Below are 16956 nucleotides of genomic sequence, written 5' to 3'. Positions count from 1 at the left end.
TCGCGCACATGATCGAAAACGAGTGCCGGGCTGGATGAAAAAAACCGCGTCCATGCGGCGTTTGGGGTGTTGTGCCGCCTGGGTGGCCCGGTTATTGTCCCTCTATTCACTTTGACGAATCTATGACATTAGGAGCAGTGCCATGCGTTTGATCCTGTTGGGTGCCCCCGGCGCGGGCAAGGGAACCCAGGCCCGATTCATTTGCGAGCGGTTCAAGATCCCGCAGATCTCTACCGGCGACATGCTGCGTACCGCGATCAAGGATGGCACCGAGCTCGGCCTCAAGGTCAAGGAAATCATGAACAGCGGCGGGCTGGTCTCCGACGATATCATCATCGACCTGGTCAAGGAGCGCATCAGCCAGCCGGACTGCGAGAACGGCTTCCTGTTCGATGGCTTCCCGCGCACCATTCCCCAGGCGGATGCCATGAAGGAGGGCGGCGTGAAACTCGACCACGTGCTCGAGATCGCCGTGCCCGACGAGGAGATCGTCAGTCGTCTGGCCGGTCGGCGCGTGCATCCCGCCTCCGGGCGCGTCTACCACGTCGATCACAACCCGCCGAAGGAGCCGGGCCGCGACGACGTCACCGGCGAGTCCCTGATTCAGCGCGAGGACGACCAGGAGTCCACCGTGCGCAACCGTCTCTCGGTCTATCACGACCAGACCGCGCCTCTGGTCGACTACTACCAGCAGTGGGCGGCCGAAGAACCCGAGGCGGCGCCGCAGTATCACCGCGTCGAAGGCGTGGGCAGCGTGGCTGACATTACCCGCCAGGTGAAAGAAGCACTGAGCTGACACCCTTTCTCTGAAGCGTCCGTCGCCGCGGGCCTCTAACCCCGGCGCGGCCACGCCCTCTCTTTCTGGAGTAACGAGTCGCTATGCCGTCATACCTTCTCGCCCTGGACGCCTCGTCGAGCGAGTGTTCAGCGGCGTTGATTCGCGCCGAGGGCGAGGCTCGCGAGTGCCTGGCCCGCTGCGAGCATACCCCCCGCGCCCATACCCAGCGGCTGCTGCCCATGGTGGACGAGGTGCTGGGCGAGGCGGGTATCACCCCCGCCGCCTTAGACGCCATTGCCTACGGCCACGGACCGGGGTCGTTCACCGGGCTGCGCATCGCTGCCGGTGCCGCCCAGGGGCTGGCCTTCGGGCTCGATTGTCCGCTGGTCGGGGTGTCGACGCTTGAGGCGCTGGCGCTGCAGGCACACCGCCGCTTCCACTTTCGCCATCTGGTGACCGCACTCGACGCGCGCATGAGCGAGGTCTACGTCGCCGCCTGGCACTGCCAGGACGACGTGCCGACGCTGCTCGACCAGGAAGCGGTGGTGGCTCCGGCGCGGGTGGCGCTGCCCGGCTACGAGACCGACTGGGTCGGCGTAGGCTCGGGATTCACCCTGTGGGAGCAGTTCGACGACGTGGTGCGGGCCAGCATGAGCCAGCACCTATGTGATCTCGAGCCCCGGGCCGAGGAGATGGCCTGGGTCGGCCTGCGCGCCTTTGAAGCGGGGACGGGCCAGGCACCCATCGATGTGCAGCCTGTCTACCTGCGCAACGACGTGGCCTGGAAAAAGCCCGCATGAGCGAGGCCGTCGCGCTGCCAAAGGGCCTTGTCCTGCGTCGGGAAGAGGGCCGGCTATCGCTTGCCGGCGATCCGCGCGAGTTCGGAAGCCCGCTGTTCGTCGATTTCATCGGCGGCAAGGCCGGCCATCGGCGTCAGTTCGGTGGCGGGCGCGGCCAGCTCGTCGCCAAGGCCTGCGGGCTTGCCCAGGGCGTGACGCCGAGCATCGTGGATGCCACCGCCGGCCTTGGGCGCGACGCTTTCGTGCTGGCAAGTCTCGGCGCGCCGGTGCTGTTGATCGAACGGGTGGCGGCGATCGCCGCGCTGCTCGAGGATGGCCTTGCCCGGGCACGGCTCGACCCCGAGACCCGTGAGATCGCCGCACGCATGCGGCTTTGTCAGGGCGATAGCGCCTGGGCGCTTGCCGCGCTGGTCGAGCAGGCGGATGTCGCCCCCCAGGTGATCCATCTCGATCCGATGTTTCCCCACCGCGAGAAGTCGGCGCTGGTGAAAAAGGAGATGCGCCTTTTTCGCCTGCTGGCCGGCAGCGACGATGACGCCCCGCGTCTTCTCGAGCAGGCGCTAGCGGTGGCCACCCATCGGGTGGTGGTGAAGCGCCCGCGCAAGGCACCGCCCATCGACGGGCCGCCCCCCAACCACGTCGTCGAGGGCAAGACCAGCCGCTACGACCTGTACGTGCATCGGTCGCTCAAGGAGCGTTGAGTCCTGCAAGCTAAGCCAAGGAGTCGCTATGTCGCCGATGTGGCGAGACGGTAACCGTTTCACGCTGCTGCCTGAGGCCGCGCGTTTCTTGCCCGCCATGTTGGAGGCGATCGAGGGCGCCCGCCATTACGTGCTGATCGAACTCTACCTGATGGAGTCCGGCGAGCTCGCCGACCGGTTGAGCCGGGTATTGATCGATGCCTGCGCGCGCGGGGTCAAGGTCTACCTGCTGCTCGATGGCTTCGGTGCCATGGGACTCTCCCGAGAAGATCGCACGCGGCTTCTGGAAGGCGGCGTGGCGCTGCGCTTCTTCAACCCGCTGGGGCTTCATTCGCTGGCGCGCAACCTGAGTCGTGATCATCGCAAGATCGTGGTGGTGGATGGCCAGGTCGCCTTCACCGGCGGCTTCGGCGCGGTGGACGAGTTCCTCGAGGCCTGGTACGAGATCGCCGTGCGCGTGGAGGGCCCGGCAGTCACCGACTGGGAGGCGCTGTTTCGCCGGCTGTGGCGCTCGAAGCTCACCCGTCGCGCCCGCCAGAGCCCGAACCAGGCGCTGGTGCCCCGGCGTGCGCCGGCGGACTTCGCCGACGGCGCCCTGGGACGAGTGATGCCGGCGCGGGGCTACCGCTACCAGGCCATTCGCCACTCGCTTCACGAGCGGGTCGGCAGTGCCGAGACCCGGCTGTGGCTGTGTACGCCTTACTTCGTGCCGACCTTCGCGCTGCGCCGGCGCCTGGCCCGGGCGGCCCGGCGCGGGGTGGACGTGCGCCTGCTGCTGCCGGGCCAGAAACACGACCATCCCGGTGTGCGCTACGCCGGGCAGCGCTTCTACCAGGCGCTGCTGAAGTCCGGCGTGCGTATCTTCGAGTTCAACCCCACCTTCATCCACGCCAAGTTCGTGCTGGCGGACGAGTGGGTGAGCATCGGCTCGTGCAACTTCGACCACTGGAACCTGCACTACAACCTCGAGGCCAACCAGGAGATCGAGTCGCCGGCCATGGCGTGTGAGGTGCAGGCACTGTTCGAGCGCAACTTCGCGGAAAGCAGCGAGGTCGACGCCGCGCGCTGGGCGGCGCGGCCCTGGCACCAGCGCGTCAAGGAGTGGCTCTATGGCCTGCTCGACGCGGTGGTGACGCGCTTGAAATAGTACCTAGCGTTTCTTGCCCTTGCCGGGTTTCTTCGCCTTGGCGGGGCTCTTGGGGCGTGGCTTGGGCTTGGGGGTTTCCGGCGGCACGCGGTAGTTGAGGTAAAGGTCGAGCACCAGCTCCGGCAGCTGGGCCACCAGCTCCTCCTGACGCGCGGTGTCGCCGGCCAGTTCCACCATATCCGGCTCGTCGTCGAACAGTCCCGACAACAGCATGAAGGGCAGCAGCAGGGTGGCCGCGGCCTCCTCATCGTCCTGGAACCAGGCGGCCTCGTCGCTGAACACCGCCTCCATGAAGCCGGCACACCAGTCGCCGATCGGCGTCTCTTCGGCGGGCAGGCCGTCGAGGGTCAGTTCAAAAGGCAGCTCCGGAAGCCCCCCCTGTTCAAGCACCTCGACGGCGTTGTCACGCAGCGCCTTCAAAAGTCCCGTGATCTCCTCGCGCTCGGCCTCGCTCTGGTAGGCGGGCTCGCCCTGGAACAGCTCCTCGAGCCAGGCCTCCACGGGCTGCTCGCTGGGCGCGACGGCCAGCGCCACCAGAAAACCGTGGGCGGAGATCAGATCCAGCGCGTCCTCGCCGACCCGGTCGGAGTCGAGGAAGTCGTCCAGCCGGTCGAGCGCCTCGTCGTCCAGCAGCGGTTCGGGCGGGCGCGGTTCAGCGTTGTCTGCCATGCAAGGCCTCGTTCGATACGTTTTTGAGAATTGCCGCGCGATCACGCACAATCGCACGCTCCACATCGCGGCCAGTCTACCACCAATGCGCTCTTCTCCACTGCCCGAATGGCCCGCGCGGCACCTGGCCGCGCTGACCTTTGATGCCCTTCTCGACGCCGCCTTGGCGCGTGTCGACGAGACCCTCATGCTTGCCCGCGAGGTGCACCCGGGGCTTCCCGCGCCCCGGGTGTGGTTCGATCTCAAGGGCGCCGGCGCCGGGCAGGCGCACCTGGGCCGGGGCGGGCTGCGCTTCAACCCGGTACTGCTCGCTGACAACCGAGCGGCGTTCTTCGACGAGGTCATTCCTCACGAGATGGCCCACTGGCTGGTGTTCCATCTCGACGGCGGAACGCGACTCAAGCCTCACGGGCGCGAGTGGCAGACCGTGATGCGCGAGCTCTTCGGCCTGGTGCCTCGGGTAACCCACCGTTTCGACATCGCCCAAAGCCAGCGTCGCCCCTACCGCTACCGCTGCGACTGCCGCGAGCATCTCTTCACCGCCCAGCGCCACGCCCAGGGCGCGCGGGGGCGGCGCTATCGCTGTCGCCAGTGCGGTCAGGCGCTGCGCTTCATTGATGACAAGGCCTGTTAATTGTTATTTAAGGTCATGTTTTTAATGGAAAATTAGATAATACCAATGTCTAAGATGAAGGCGTGCCCTGGCGGTTTATGCTAGGTAAATATTAGCCCTGCTGGCACGGGACGTGTGAGGCCGGCGCCCTTTTCGAATCATTGCACTTTCACGGACAGAGGCAACGTCATGAGCGAGCACAAGAACGTCCATCCGGTACGCGACGAGATCGCCGCCAACGCCTGGGCCGACAGGCAGACCTACGAGACGCTCTACCAGCGCTCGATCGACGACCCGGAAGGCTTCTGGGCCGAGCAGGCCAAGCGGCTCGAGTGGATCAAGGCGCCGAGCAACATCAAGAACACGTCCTTCGCCCGTGACAATGTCGATATCCGCTGGTTCGAGGATGGCCAGCTCAACGTCGCCGCCAACTGCCTCGACCGCCATCTGGAGACGCGCGGCGATCAGACCGCCATCATCTGGGAAGGCGACGACCCGGCGGATTCCAAGCACATCACCTACCGTGAGCTATACGCGCGCACCAATCAGCTCGCCAATGCGCTGAAGTCGCTGGGCATTCAGCGCGGCGACACGGTGACGCTCTACATGCCGATGATTCCCGAAGCCGCCATGGCGATGCTCGCCTGTGCGCGTATCGGCGCCGTGCACTCGGTAGTGTTCGGCGGCTTCTCGCCGGACGCGGTCGCCCAGCGCGTCATCGGCGCCGACTCCAAGCTCGTGATCACCGCCGACGAGTCCGTGCGCGGTGGCAAGCATGTGCCGCTCAAGGAGAACGTCGATGCCGCGCTGACCCGCGACGGCACCGAGGTGTGCAAGAACGTGCTGGTGGTCAAGCGCACCGGCGGCGACATCGATTGGCAGGAAGGCCGCGATCTCTGGTTCCATGATCTGGTCGACGGCCAGTCCACCGAATGCGAGCCCGAGGCGATGAACGCGGAAGATCCGCTGTTCATCCTCTATACCTCCGGTTCCACCGGCGCGCCGAAGGGACTCAAGCACACCACCGGCGGCTATCTCGTCTATGCGGCCATGACCCACCAGTACGTGTTCGACTATCAGGAGGGCGAGGTCTACTGGTGCACCGCCGACGTCGGCTGGGTGACCGGGCACAGCTACATCGTCTACGGGCCGCTGGCCAACGGCGCGACCACGCTGATGTTCGAGGGGGTGCCGAGCTACCCGAGCCACGGCCGCATCGGAGAGATCGTCGACAAGCACCAGGTCAACATCCTCTACACCGCACCCACCGCCGTGCGCGCGCTGATGGCCCACGGCGACAAGGTGATGGAGTCGAGCTCGCGCGATTCGCTGCGCATCCTCGGCTCCGTGGGCGAACCCATCAATCCGGAGGCCTGGGAGTGGTTCTACCGCGTGATCGGCAACGAGCGCTGCCCGATCGTCGACACCTGGTGGCAGACCGAAACCGGCGGCATCATGATCGCGCCCCTGCCCGGAGCAACGGCACTCAAGCCCGGCTCCGCGACCCGGCCGTTCTTCGGCGTGAAGCCTGCGCTGGTCGACAACGAAGGGAATATCCTCGAAGGCGCCACCGACGGAAACCTGGTAATCCTCGATGCCTGGCCGGGCCAGGCGCGCTCGATCTGGGGCGATCACGAACGCTTCGTGCAGACCTATTTCTCGACCTACGACGGCATGTACTTCACCGGTGACGGCTGCCGGCGCGACGAGGACGGCGACTACTGGATCACCGGCCGTGTCGACGACGTGTTGAACGTCTCCGGCCACCGCATGGGCACCGCCGAGATCGAGTCGTCGCTGGTGGCACATAGCGCCGTGGCCGAGGCGGCGGTAGTGGGCTTCCCCCACGACATCAAGGGGCAGGGCATCTACATCTACGTCACCGTGAACGACGGCGTCGAGCCCAGCGACGAGCTTAGAAAGGAACTGGTCCAGTGGGTGCGCAAGGACATCGGGCCGATCGCCTCGCCGGACGTTATCCAGTGGGCGCCGGGGCTGCCCAAGACCCGCTCGGGCAAGATCATGCGCCGCATCCTGCGCAAGATCGCCGCCAACGAGTGCGACGGGCTTGGCGACACCAGCACGCTTGCCGACCCGTCGGTGGTCGACGATCTGATCGAGCACCGCGCCAATCAGTAAGGGCGCACAGCGAAGGCGTATAAGGGCGTACACGATGCGCCTGGCTATGTTAAGTTAAGCGCACGTTCTGAATGCAGCGATGCCGGCTATCCGCCGGCATCGCCGTTTTCAGCGTCCACTGAAACGATAACAAATTGTGCATGGTGAAGCTTTTGCATCCCGAAGCCCATGGGGTACCATGCTGTGACCGTATGTGCGAGCCGTCGCGGCGCAGCCACCGCGCTCGAGGAACCGGAGGAGTATCATGGCAGTAGCCCACAAGTTTATCGTCGCAGACGATCATCCGCTGTTTCGAGCAGCGCTTACCCAGGCGTTGCGTCAGTTGGCCCCCCAGGCCGAGATCGTCGAAGCCGATACCATGGAGGCTACTACCGAGGTGGTCAATCGCCACCCCGACGCCGATTTGATCCTGCTCGATCTGCACATGCCCGGCGCCCACGGTTTCTCCGGGCTGATCCAGCTGCGCGGCCAGATGCCGGACGTGCCGGTGGCGGTGGTCTCCGGCAGCGACGAGCCCTACGTGGTGCGGCGCGCCATCGACTACGGTGCCTCCGGTTTCATTCCCAAGTCCTCGTCGCTTGCGCGAATCGCCGAGGCGGTCGGCGAGATCCTCCAGGGCGAGGTGTGGCTGCCCGAGGCGATGGCGAGCATTCTGGACGAAACCAGCGAAGAGGAGTCGCGCTTCGCCGAAGCGATCGCCTCGCTCACCCCGCAGCAGTTTCGCGTGCTCAACATGCTCACCGAAGGGCTACTCAACAAGCAGATCGCCTTCGAGCTCAACGTGTCGGAGGCCACCATCAAGGCCCACGTCACCGCGATCCTGCGCAAGCTCGGCGTGCACTCGCGCACCCAGGCGGTCATCGCTGCCCAGAAACTCGAGGTCGAGCCGCCGAAAGTCGAATCCTGATCCCCGCCTTCCGGTTTTGAAGCCCCGCTCGTGCTATCCACCAGCGGGGGCTTCTCGTTCTGGGCCACTAGATTTATGTTCTAGCGCGGCTAGCCTGCAGGGTCCGGGTGAGCAGCGCTCGCAGCGCCGCCGGCTTGACCGGCTTCAAAAGCAGCTGGTAGCCCGCGCGCTTGATCAGCTCTGATACGTCCTCGGTACGGTCGGCGGTGATCACGATGCCCGGCACTGCGCCTTCGAGTCGCTCGTCGAGCGCTTCCAGCGCCATCAGCCCGGTCACTTCGTTGTCCAGGTGATAGTCCGCGAGAATCGCGTCCGGGTCGCCGTCCATGTTACGCAGGATGGACTTCGCCCCGCCGATGCTGGTGGCGGTGAACACCTCGCACCCCCAGCCGCCGAGCATCGCGCTCATGCCCTCGAGAATCAGCGTCTCGTTGTCGATGCACACGATGCGCGCACCGGCGAGCTTGTTGCCGCCGCGCCGGGTTGGCGCCTCTTGGGTGGCAGGGGCCGCCTCGCGGGACGCCACGACCGGCACGCTCACCGAGAAGACCGTGCCGCTGCCCTCCTTGGATCGCACCTTGATCGGATGATCCAGCACCCGGCTCATGCGGTCGGCGATCGACAGCCCCAGGCCCAGGCCCTTCTCGCTCTCCTTGTGGCGCGAGACCTGGTCGAGGCGGCGAAACTCCTGGAAGATTTCGGTGAGCTTCGATTCGGGAATGCCCGGGCCGCTGTCCCACACCTCAATGGAGAGCCGTTCGCCCTGGCGCCGACAGCCCAGCAGCACGCGACCCTGCTGAGTGTAGCGCAGCGCATTCGACAGGAAGTTCTGCACGATGCGCCGCAGCATCTGTGGGTCGGAGTCGACCCACAGGGAGGTTGCCACCACGTTCAGATCGAGCCCGCGCTCGTCGGCCATCACGTCGAACTCGGCGCGCAGCGGTCGCACGATATCGGAAAGCGCAAAGTGGCTGCGCCGGGGCGTGAGCGCGCCGGCGTCGAGCTTGGAGATATCGAGCAGCGTGCCGAGCAGCTCCTCGGCGGCCTGCAAGGAGTTGTCGATATGGCCGATGGTGCGCTGGTTGGCGCTCTCCGGCTCGTTCTGCATCAGCGCCGAGGTGAACAGGCGCGCCGCGTTCAAGGGCTGCAGCAGGTCGTGGCTCGCCGCAGCGAGAAAGCGTGTTTTTGATGCGTTGGCATCTTCTGCCAATTGCTTGGCTTGGCGCAGCGCCTGTTCGGCTTCAGCGCGCACCCGGTTCTCCTGACGCAGGGCGGCGTTGGCCTTGGAGAGCGCCTGGGTACGCTCGCGCACTCGCTCCTCCAGGGTCTCGTTGGTCTCCTGGAGGGCGATCTCCGCCTGGCGGCGCTCGGTGATGTCCTGGTAGAGCGCGAAGAAGCCCAGAATCGACTGGCTGTCGCCGAAGTGCGGCGTGTAGGTGACCAGCATGTAGCGCATGCGTGAATCCACCCGCATGGCGACCTCGAAGCTCACCCGCTCGCCGGCGAGCGCCCGCTTCACCCAGGGCAGGCGCTCTTCAGCCTGCTTGACCGGCAGCACGTCCTCGAAGCGCCGGCCGATCACCGCGTTGCGGTCGATGGCGAAGGCCTGCTCGTAGGCGCGGTTGGTGAAGAGATAGCGGCTCTCCTTGTCGAAGTAGGCGATCAAGGCGGGCACGTTGTCGGTGTAGATACGGATGTTGTTCTCGGAGCGGATCAACGCCTCTTCGATGCGCTTTTGCTGAGTGATGTCCTGGTAGGTGTAGACGAAGCCGCCGCCGGGCATCGGCGTGCCCTGCACCTCGAGCACGCTTCCGTCCTGGCGGTAGCGCACGTAGCGGTGGGGCTGGCCCTGTCTGATGTTGTCGAGCAGAAGCTCCACGTGCTCCTCGGGGTCCCCCGGGCCGTACTCGCCGTTGTGGGCGTTGTAGCGGAAGATGCGATCGATCGGGGCGCTGACGCGGATCAGGTGATCGGGGAAGCGGAAAAGCTCCAGATAGCGCTGGTTCCACACCACCAGGCGCAGGTTCTGATCCACCACGCTGATACCTTGGTTGATGTTCTCGATGGTCGCCTGCAAGAGCGCCCGGTTGAACTCGAGTACTTGGGAGGCTTCGTCGACGATCGAGATCACGTCCGAAATGCCGATGCCGCGCCCCTGCAGCGCCGAGTTGACCACGATGCGCGCGGACGAGGCGCCGAGCACCGAGGCGAGAAAGCGCTCGGTGAACTGAATCACGTCGATCGAGGCGCGCGCCCCGTCGTCGAGCGGCTTGGCGGTGCGCCGGGCGTAATCCTCGAAGGCGCGATCCACTTGGCCTGCGCCCAGAAAGCGCTCGCACAGCACCTTGAGATCGCCCACGGTGGTGGCCCCGGTCCAGGGGCGGTTCACCGAGGTCTGGCGGGTCTCGACGCTGTCGACGAACAGTGACGCCTGGATGCGTTCGACCACCCGCTGGGAGCTGATCTGGGAGACGAAGATGTAACAGAACAGGTTCACCCCGAGCGACAGCATCACGCCGTGGGTGAAACTGTCACCGCCAAGGTTCAGGTTGAAAAGCGCCGTCGGGGAGAGCCAGCCGATGCCCAGCGGCCCGCCGGCAAGCCAGGCCGCGGGCAGCACGCCGGCGTTGATCATGGCGGGCATCAGAAGGCTGTAGGCCCAGATCGCGAAGCCCGCGTTCATGCCCACGATCACGCCCAGGCGATTGCCGCGCTTCCAGTAGAGCCCGCCGATCACCGCCGGAGCGAACTGGGCAGCGGCGGCAAACGACAGCATGCCGATGGAGGCCAATGATGTGAACTCGGCGATCAGCTGGTAGAAACCGTAGGCCAGCGCCAGCACCGCGACGATGGTCAGCCGGCGGGCGCGCAGCACCAGCCGCCCGTAGTCGCGCGCCTTGGTGTCGAACCAGCGCAGCCGGAAAAGCGCCGGAATGACGATCTCGTTGGAGATCATGATCGATACCGCCACCGCCGCGACGATCACCATGCCGGTGGCCGCCGAGAAGCCCCCGATGAAGGTCAGAAGCGTCAGCCACGTGTGGCCGGACTCCATCGCCAGCGCCAGTACGTAGGTGTCCGGCTCGATGGCGGTGTCCGAGAACAGCCAGAGCCCGGCAGCGGCCAGCGGCACGACGAAAAACGCGATGGCCAGGATATAGAGCGGGAACAGCCAGCGCGCCTTGGTGGCGTCGTCCGGGTGGATGTTCTCGACCACCGTGACGTGGAACTGGCGTGGCAGGCAAATGATGGCGAGCATCGCCAGAAGCGTCTGGGCCCAGAAGCTCTGGCCGAAATCCTGATTGGCGAGCTGGCGCTGTAGCGCCAGCTCGCTTTCGGCGTGGGCCATCAAGGCCCCCAGTCCGTCAAACATGCCCCAGGTGACGAAGACGCCCAGCACCACGAAAGCGAAGAGTTTCACCAGCGACTCGAAGGCGACGGCGTGGATCAGCCCCTCGTGGTGCTCGGTGGCGTCAGTGTGGCGGGTGCCGAACAATATCGCGAACACTGCCATGACGAGCGCCACGTAGAAGGCCGTGTCGTTGAACAGCGCCCCGCCCCCGGTGTCGTTCTCGGTCAGCACGCTGAAGGTGGTGGAGACCGCCTTCAACTGCAGAGCGATGTAGGGCAGGGTGCCGATCAGCGCCACGAGACTCGCGAAAGCGGCCAGCGACTGGGTCTTGCCGTAGCGCGAGGCGATGAAGTCGGCGATCGAGGTGACGTTCTGATGCTTGGCCACTCGAATCATCTTGGCCAGTACCGGCCAGAACAGCAGGAAGGTCAATACCGGGCCGACGAAGATACTGGCGAACGACCACCCCGCGGTGGCCGCCTGGCCCACCGCGCCGTAGAACGTCCAGGAGGTGCAGTAGATCGCCAGCGCCAGGCTGTAGATCAGCGGCCGGCGGCGGCTGGCGCCCCGGGTGCGCGCGCGGCGATCGCCGAACCAGGCAATGCCGAACAGCACCGCGATGTAGAGTAACGAAACCGCAACGAGAAGCCCGCCGTGGAACATGCCTGTCTCCTGCCGTGAGCCCGTGAGGGCCCGCCCCTTGAAGTGGCCCAGTTTAAGTCAATCACGCCCGGGCGTCAGGGCGGTTCAGGCGCTTTCGCAGGCGCCGTGCAAAAGCTCGGAGGCGTCTCGCAGGGTGCGGATGCCGGCCAGATCCGGCTCGCGGCTGTCGGCGTCCATCGGCACGAGCTCGCGGGTCTGGCAGTTGAGCGCGTAAGCCCTGGGAATCACCAGGTCGGTGTGGTGGCGCTCGAAGTGGTAAAGCATGAACTCGGCAACGCCGTCCTCGCGGGAGAGGCTATCGCGGTCGAGCACCGTGAAGCGCGTGATCATCGGGAAGGCGAAGGTCCAGGGTCGCCAGACCTCGGTACCCGTGGCGGTATCGACGACTTCAGCGGAGGCGGGCAACTGGGCCCTCTTGTGGTCGAACCAGCTGTACTCCACGTGGATCTGGTAGCTCAGCATGCCAAGCCCGGCCATCACCGGCACGATCCACTTGGGCAGGCGGTTGCGCGACAGGTGGCGCAGCATCAAGCCGATACCCGCCGCGGCCAGCGCCGCGAACACTGCGGCAATCAAGTGCCAGATCATAAAGATATTTCCTGCTCGTTAGGGTCTAAAGAGGTTGGCAAACGATACGGGCTTCCCTGAGGAAGCCCGCTCGTTACGCTGAAGGCCCAAGGGGTCTTCATGGATTATGACCTAGTGGTCGATGGCGGCACCAGCCCCTTTGGGGTAGCGCACGCTCTCCACCAGCTCCTGGATTTCACGGGGCGGCGGCGCAGTGACGCTCGACACCGCGAAGGCCACCGCGAAGTTGATCAGCGCACCCACTGCGCCGAAGGAGAGCGGCGAGATGCCGATGAACCAGTTGTCCGGCGTGTTCGGCAGCATGTTGGTGCCGGGAATGAAGAACCATCCAAGATAAGTGAAGATGTACAGCAGTGTGCAGGTCAGGCCGGCCAGCATGCCGCACACCGCGCCGGCACTGTTCATGCGGGTGGAGAAGATCCCCATCATTAGCACCGGGAACAGCGATGCCGCCGCGATACCGAAGGCCAGTGCCACGGTCTGTGCCGCGAACCCGGGCGGATTCAGCCCCAGGTAGGTGGCCAGCAAAATCGCCCCGCCCATCGAGATCCGTGCCGCCAGCATCTCCTTTTTCTCGCTGATGTTGGGATTGATGGTGTTCTTGATCAAGTCGTGGCTGATCGCCGAGGAGATGGCGAGCAGAAGCCCCGCCGCGGTGGAGAGCGCCGCCGCGATACCGCCCGCCGCGATCAGACCCACGACCCAGCCGGGCAGGTTGGCGATTTCGGGGTTGGCCAGTACCAGAATGTCGTTGTTGACGGTCAGTTCGTTGCCTGCCCAGCCGCGTTCGGTGGCCGTGCCCTCGAAGCCGGCATTGGCATCGTTGTAGAACTGGATGCGGCCATCATCGTTGAGGTCGTTGAAGGTGATCAGGCCGGTCTCTTCCCAGGTCTGGAACCAGGCCGGGCGGTCCTCGTAGAGGATCGGCTCGGCGGCCGCCGCCTCGTAATCCTCGACCTGGCCGGTCATTTCCGGGTACACCGTGGTCATCAGGTTGAGGCGCGCCATGGAGGCCACCGCCGGTGCTGTCAGGTACAGCAGGGCGATGAACACCAGCGCCCAGCCTGCGGACCAGCGCGCATCGGCCACTTTCGGCACGGTGAAGAAGCGAATGATGACGTGGGGCAGACCGGCGGTACCGATCATCAAGGACAGCGTGAACAGCAGCATGTTGAGCTTGTTGTCCACATCCGCCGTGTAGTCCTGGAAGCCCAGCGCCACGACCACGTCATCGAGTTTTTGCAGAAGCGGCACGCCGGATTCCGAGTGGGTGCTGAACATGCCGAACATCGGGATCGGGTTGCCGGTGAGCTGCATGGCGATGAACACCGCCGGAATGGTGTAGGCCACGATCAGAACGACGTACTGGGCCACCTGGGTGTAGGTGATGCCCTTCATGCCACCGAGCACCGCGTAGAAGAAGACGGTCAGCGCCGCGATCCAGATACCCCAGGTGCTGGGCACTTCCAGAAAGCGCGAGAAGGCGACGCCGGCACCGGTCATCTGACCGATGACGTAGGTCACCGAGGCAATGATCAGACACACCACCGCGACCACTCGAGCGGTGGGGCTGTAGAAGCGCTCGCCGATGAAGTCCGGCACGGTGAACTTGCCGAACTTGCGTAGATAGGGCGCGAGCAGCATGGCCAGGATCACGAAGCCCCCGGTCCAGCCCATCAGGTAGGTGGAGTTGGCGTAGCCGCCGGAGGCGATCAGGCCCGCCATGGAGATGAACGACGCCGCCGACATCCAGTCCGCGGCGGTGGCCATGCCGTTGGTGATCGGGTGAACGCCGCCGCCGGCGACGTAGAACTCCTTGGTGGAGCCGGCCCGTGCCCATATCGCGATGCCGATATAGAGCGCGAAGGAGGCCCCGACGAACAGCAGGTTGATGGCAAACTGGCTCATGGCTTATTCCCCCAGGCCGTATTTCTTGTCGAGCTGATTCATTCTCCAGGCGTAGAAGAAGATCAGCGCGATGAAGGTCAGAATCGAGCCTTGCTGGGCGAACCAGAAGCCCAGATCCGTGCCGCCGATGGAGATCGACGCCAGCAGCGGACGAAACAGGATGGCGCAGCCGTAGGACACGAACGCCCAGACGACTAGGCAGCCGAAGATCAGGCGGACGTTGGCCTTCCAGTACGCAGCCGCATTGGATTTATCATCTGCCATCATGATGGTGCTCTCCGTTTATGTTGTTCAAGATTGGAAAGTGGACGCGATGCGGATGACCTGTCAGGGAGTGTCCCCGACACGTCGCTTGTTTGAATAGTGCTCGTGGCTCTCGTCTTTGCGGCGTAGTGTTCATCGATGTCCCTTGTTGTTGTCTTTTTAAGCGCCGAATAGGGGTTTAAGGCAATATTGCCTCAATGGACTCGAAGTAATACTGGCCAATAAACGCAAAAAAAGAATCCCGACTTTGGTATCAGGCGACGACGATGCGAAAGAGACAGAGATTTATACAGCGAAGGCGTTCTATTTACTAACCTTTTTGGGCCGCAAGACTACGACTTTTGTCCCGATAGGACGATAGTCTATAGCTCTCCCTGAAAGCGGATTTGCTACTTTTAAAGAGTTGCTTTCGACACTTATAAAAAAGATGAAAAGCACCGTTAAACGAACTCCGACTCTATAGACTTTAGTCCGGTAGTTCTGCGTGCAAGGGTGTCGAGAACCGATAGGAATAGTTTTTTACTCGCGTCGATGAGACCTTTGCTTCATGGCTTGAAGTAGCGCCTTCACGTGGTCGGTACGTTGTCGCATGATCAACCGGAGTGACTCATGATCGAGGTCGATCTATCCAGATTGCCCTTTTCCCTGCTCGATGAAGCCGGCCGCGAGCGCGTGCGCGGCACTCTCGATCTGGCCTATTTCGACAGCGGCGACATCATCGTGGAAATGCAGCACGCCGTCGATGGCGTGTTCATCATCCATCGCGGCGAAGTCGCCGAGCTCGACCCCACCTTGCCCCAGGCGCAGGCGCGCATCGCCCACTACACCGCAGGTGATCTGTTCGGCGCGATCAGCCTGCTCAACGGCAAGAGCCGCTATCGCTTCGAGGCGGAGCAGGAGACGCTTTGCTACGTGCTTCCCGGCGCCGAGTTCATGGCGCTGTGTCGCGACTACCCGGACTTCGAAGGCTTCTTTCGCCAGTCGCTCTCGCACAAGGCGCGGCTTCTGACCGAGCGTCGGGCGGCGGGCGGGGTCACCATGGCCGGGTTCATGCTGGCCCGGGTGAGCGAGTGTCTGCGCGGGGCGATCGTGCTCGAGGGCGAAGCGGACATCCACGCGGCGGTGGCCACCTTGTTCGATCATCACGCCGATAGCCTGCTGGTGCGCACCGACGGGCAGCTTGGGATGATCACCAAGACCGATCTGCTGGGCGCGCTGGTGCTCGATGGCAAACCCCAGGCGACGCCGCTTGAAAGCCTTGCCCGCACCACCCTGGTGGTGGTGCAGCCCGGTCAATACCTGTTCGAGGCGCTGATCACCATGACCCGCCAACGGGTGGCGCGGGTGGTGGTCATGGAAGGCGACACCCTTCATGGCGTCGTCGAGCTCACCGACGTGCTGAGCTACTTCTCGAGCCGCAGCTACGTGGTCGGCCTGCAGATCGAGAAGGCCGCCGATCTCGAGGCGCTTGCCGAGGCGAGCCGGCGCACGCCGGAGCTCGTCCAGGCGCTGATGGCCCAGGGCGTGAAGCTGCGCTTCGTCATGGAGCTTCTGGCCGCGATCAACGGGCGCATCATTCAAAAGGCATGGCACTTCAGCGTGCAGGACCCACCGGAGAACCAGTGCTGCCTGGTGGTGATGGGCAGCGAAGGGCGCGGCGAGCAGATCCTCAAGACCGACCAGGACAACGCCCTGATCCTCGCCGACGACGTGGACTGGGAGGACGCACCCGCCCAGATGCAGGGCTTCACCCGTACGCTGATCGAACTCGGCTACCCGTCGTGCCCCGGCGACATCATGGTCTCCAACCCCGCCTGGGTGGGCAGTGTCGCGACCTGGTGCGAGCGCATCGAGGGCTGGGCACGGCGGCGCGACGGCGACAGCCTCATGAAGATCGCGATCATGCTCGATGCCCACGCGGTCGCCGGCAACCCAAGCCTTGCCGAGCGTGTGCAGGCGGCGCTGTTTCGCCGCTGCGCCGATGACGAGCTGCTGCTGAGCCATTTCGCCCGGGCGGCGCTGCGCTTCTCGACGCCCTTGACGCTGTTCGGCTCGCTCAAGAAGCGCGAACACGGCATCGATATCAAGAAGGGCGGCATCTTCCCACTCGTCCACGGCGTGCGCACCATGGCGCTGGAGCGCCGCATTCCGGCGACCGGCACCTTCGAGCGTCTCGAGGCGCTGGCCGACGATGGCCGCCTGGAGCGGCGCTTTGCAAGCGATGTGGGCGAAGCGCTGGCGCTGTTCACCGAGCTTCGCCTGCGCGGCCAGCTCGGCGAGGCTGGCAAGAGCGCCGCCACCCCGACCAACCGCGTGGTGGTTCAGTCGCTGTCGTCGCTCGAGCGCGACCTGCTGCGAGAGGCGCTGCACATCGTCAAGGAGTTCAAGGCGCGCCTGAGCCATCGTTACCATCTGGAGTATTCATAG

General features: G+C 64.7%; 13 protein-coding genes. 8 read left to right on the top strand and 5 right to left on the bottom strand.

Annotated features, from left to right (window positions below):
• Positions 1-142 precede the first annotated feature (142 nt).
• The 4 genes from adk (at position 143) to GEV37_RS02745 (ending at position 3426) form a co-directional block, all read left to right on the top strand.
• Positions 143-796 carry an adenylate kinase gene (gene adk / locus GEV37_RS02760; protein WP_227388640.1) on the top strand — a complete coding sequence of 218 codons (654 nt, stop codon included), beginning with the start codon at positions 143-145 and terminating at the stop codon, positions 794-796.
• Between the two features lie 83 nt (positions 797-879).
• Entirely contained in the window at positions 880-1578 is a 699-nt protein-coding gene (gene tsaB / locus GEV37_RS02755) for a tRNA (adenosine(37)-N6)-threonylcarbamoyltransferase complex dimerization subunit type 1 TsaB (protein WP_227388639.1), read from the top strand.
• The gene (locus tag GEV37_RS02750) at positions 1575-2279 is read left to right on the top strand and encodes a class I SAM-dependent methyltransferase (protein ID WP_227388638.1); all 705 of its coding nucleotides are present in this window, start codon (positions 1575-1577) and stop codon (positions 2277-2279) included. Before tsaB ends, GEV37_RS02750 begins: the two co-directional genes overlap by 4 nt.
• Before the next feature lie 28 nt (positions 2280-2307).
• The gene (locus tag GEV37_RS02745) at positions 2308-3426 is read left to right on the top strand and encodes a phospholipase D-like domain-containing protein (RefSeq protein WP_227388637.1); all 1119 of its coding nucleotides are present in this window, start codon (positions 2308-2310) and stop codon (positions 3424-3426) included.
• A 3-nt stretch (positions 3427-3429) separates the two neighbouring features.
• On the opposite strand, the gene GEV37_RS02740 is transcribed toward GEV37_RS02745, so the two are convergent.
• Positions 3430-4095 (bottom strand): YecA/YgfB family protein, encoded by a 666-nt coding sequence (locus GEV37_RS02740; protein WP_227388636.1) that lies wholly within the window; start codon positions 4093-4095, stop codon positions 3430-3432.
• 85 nt (positions 4096-4180) lie between these two features.
• On the opposite strand from GEV37_RS02740, the gene GEV37_RS02735 reads away from it, so the two are divergent.
• The 3 genes from GEV37_RS02735 (at position 4181) to GEV37_RS02725 (ending at position 7754) form a co-directional block, all read left to right on the top strand.
• Positions 4181-4729, top strand: coding sequence for a SprT family zinc-dependent metalloprotease (locus GEV37_RS02735; protein ID WP_227388635.1), 549 nt, complete (start codon positions 4181-4183; stop codon positions 4727-4729).
• Between the two features lie 168 nt (positions 4730-4897).
• Complete coding sequence (acs, locus tag GEV37_RS02730; RefSeq protein ID WP_227388634.1) at positions 4898-6847, top strand: acetate--CoA ligase; 1950 nt, start codon at positions 4898-4900, stop codon at positions 6845-6847.
• A gap of 244 nt (positions 6848-7091) precedes the next feature.
• Positions 7092-7754 carry a response regulator gene (locus tag GEV37_RS02725; RefSeq protein ID WP_227388633.1) on the top strand — a complete coding sequence of 221 codons (663 nt, stop codon included), beginning with the start codon at positions 7092-7094 and terminating at the stop codon, positions 7752-7754.
• A 73-nt stretch (positions 7755-7827) separates the two neighbouring features.
• Here GEV37_RS02725 and GEV37_RS02720 read toward each other — a convergent pair whose 3' ends face one another.
• The 4 genes from GEV37_RS02720 to GEV37_RS02705 all read right to left on the bottom strand — a co-directional run bounded on the left by GEV37_RS02720 (position 7828) and on the right by GEV37_RS02705 (position 14529).
• The gene (locus GEV37_RS02720; RefSeq protein ID WP_227388632.1) at positions 7828-11769 is read right to left on the bottom strand and encodes a hybrid sensor histidine kinase/response regulator; all 3942 of its coding nucleotides are present in this window, start codon (positions 11767-11769) and stop codon (positions 7828-7830) included.
• Positions 11770-11853: 84 nt separating this feature from the next.
• Positions 11854-12357, bottom strand: a complete 504-nt coding sequence (locus GEV37_RS02715) for a hypothetical protein (RefSeq protein ID WP_227388631.1) — start codon at positions 12355-12357, stop codon at positions 11854-11856.
• A 111-nt stretch (positions 12358-12468) separates the two neighbouring features.
• A complete protein-coding gene (locus GEV37_RS02710) occupies positions 12469-14265 on the bottom strand; it encodes a sodium:solute symporter family protein (RefSeq protein ID WP_227388630.1) in 1797 nt (598 codons plus the stop codon).
• A gap of 3 nt (positions 14266-14268) precedes the next feature.
• Positions 14269-14529, bottom strand: a complete 261-nt coding sequence (locus GEV37_RS02705) for a DUF4212 domain-containing protein (protein WP_227389197.1) — start codon at positions 14527-14529, stop codon at positions 14269-14271.
• Positions 14530-15138: 609 nt separating this feature from the next.
• Between GEV37_RS02705 and GEV37_RS02700 the strand changes: the two genes are divergently transcribed.
• A complete protein-coding gene (locus tag GEV37_RS02700; protein WP_227388629.1) occupies positions 15139-16956 on the top strand; it encodes a putative nucleotidyltransferase substrate binding domain-containing protein in 1818 nt (605 codons plus the stop codon).

Origin of the sequence: Vreelandella malpeensis (assembly GCF_020622355.1) — a bacterium.
In the GTDB taxonomy this organism is placed as follows: Bacteria; Pseudomonadota; Gammaproteobacteria; order Pseudomonadales; family Halomonadaceae; genus Vreelandella; species Vreelandella malpeensis.
The sequence above is the reverse complement of the archived record's forward strand: the minus strand, read 5'-3'. Positions and strand labels throughout refer to the sequence as shown.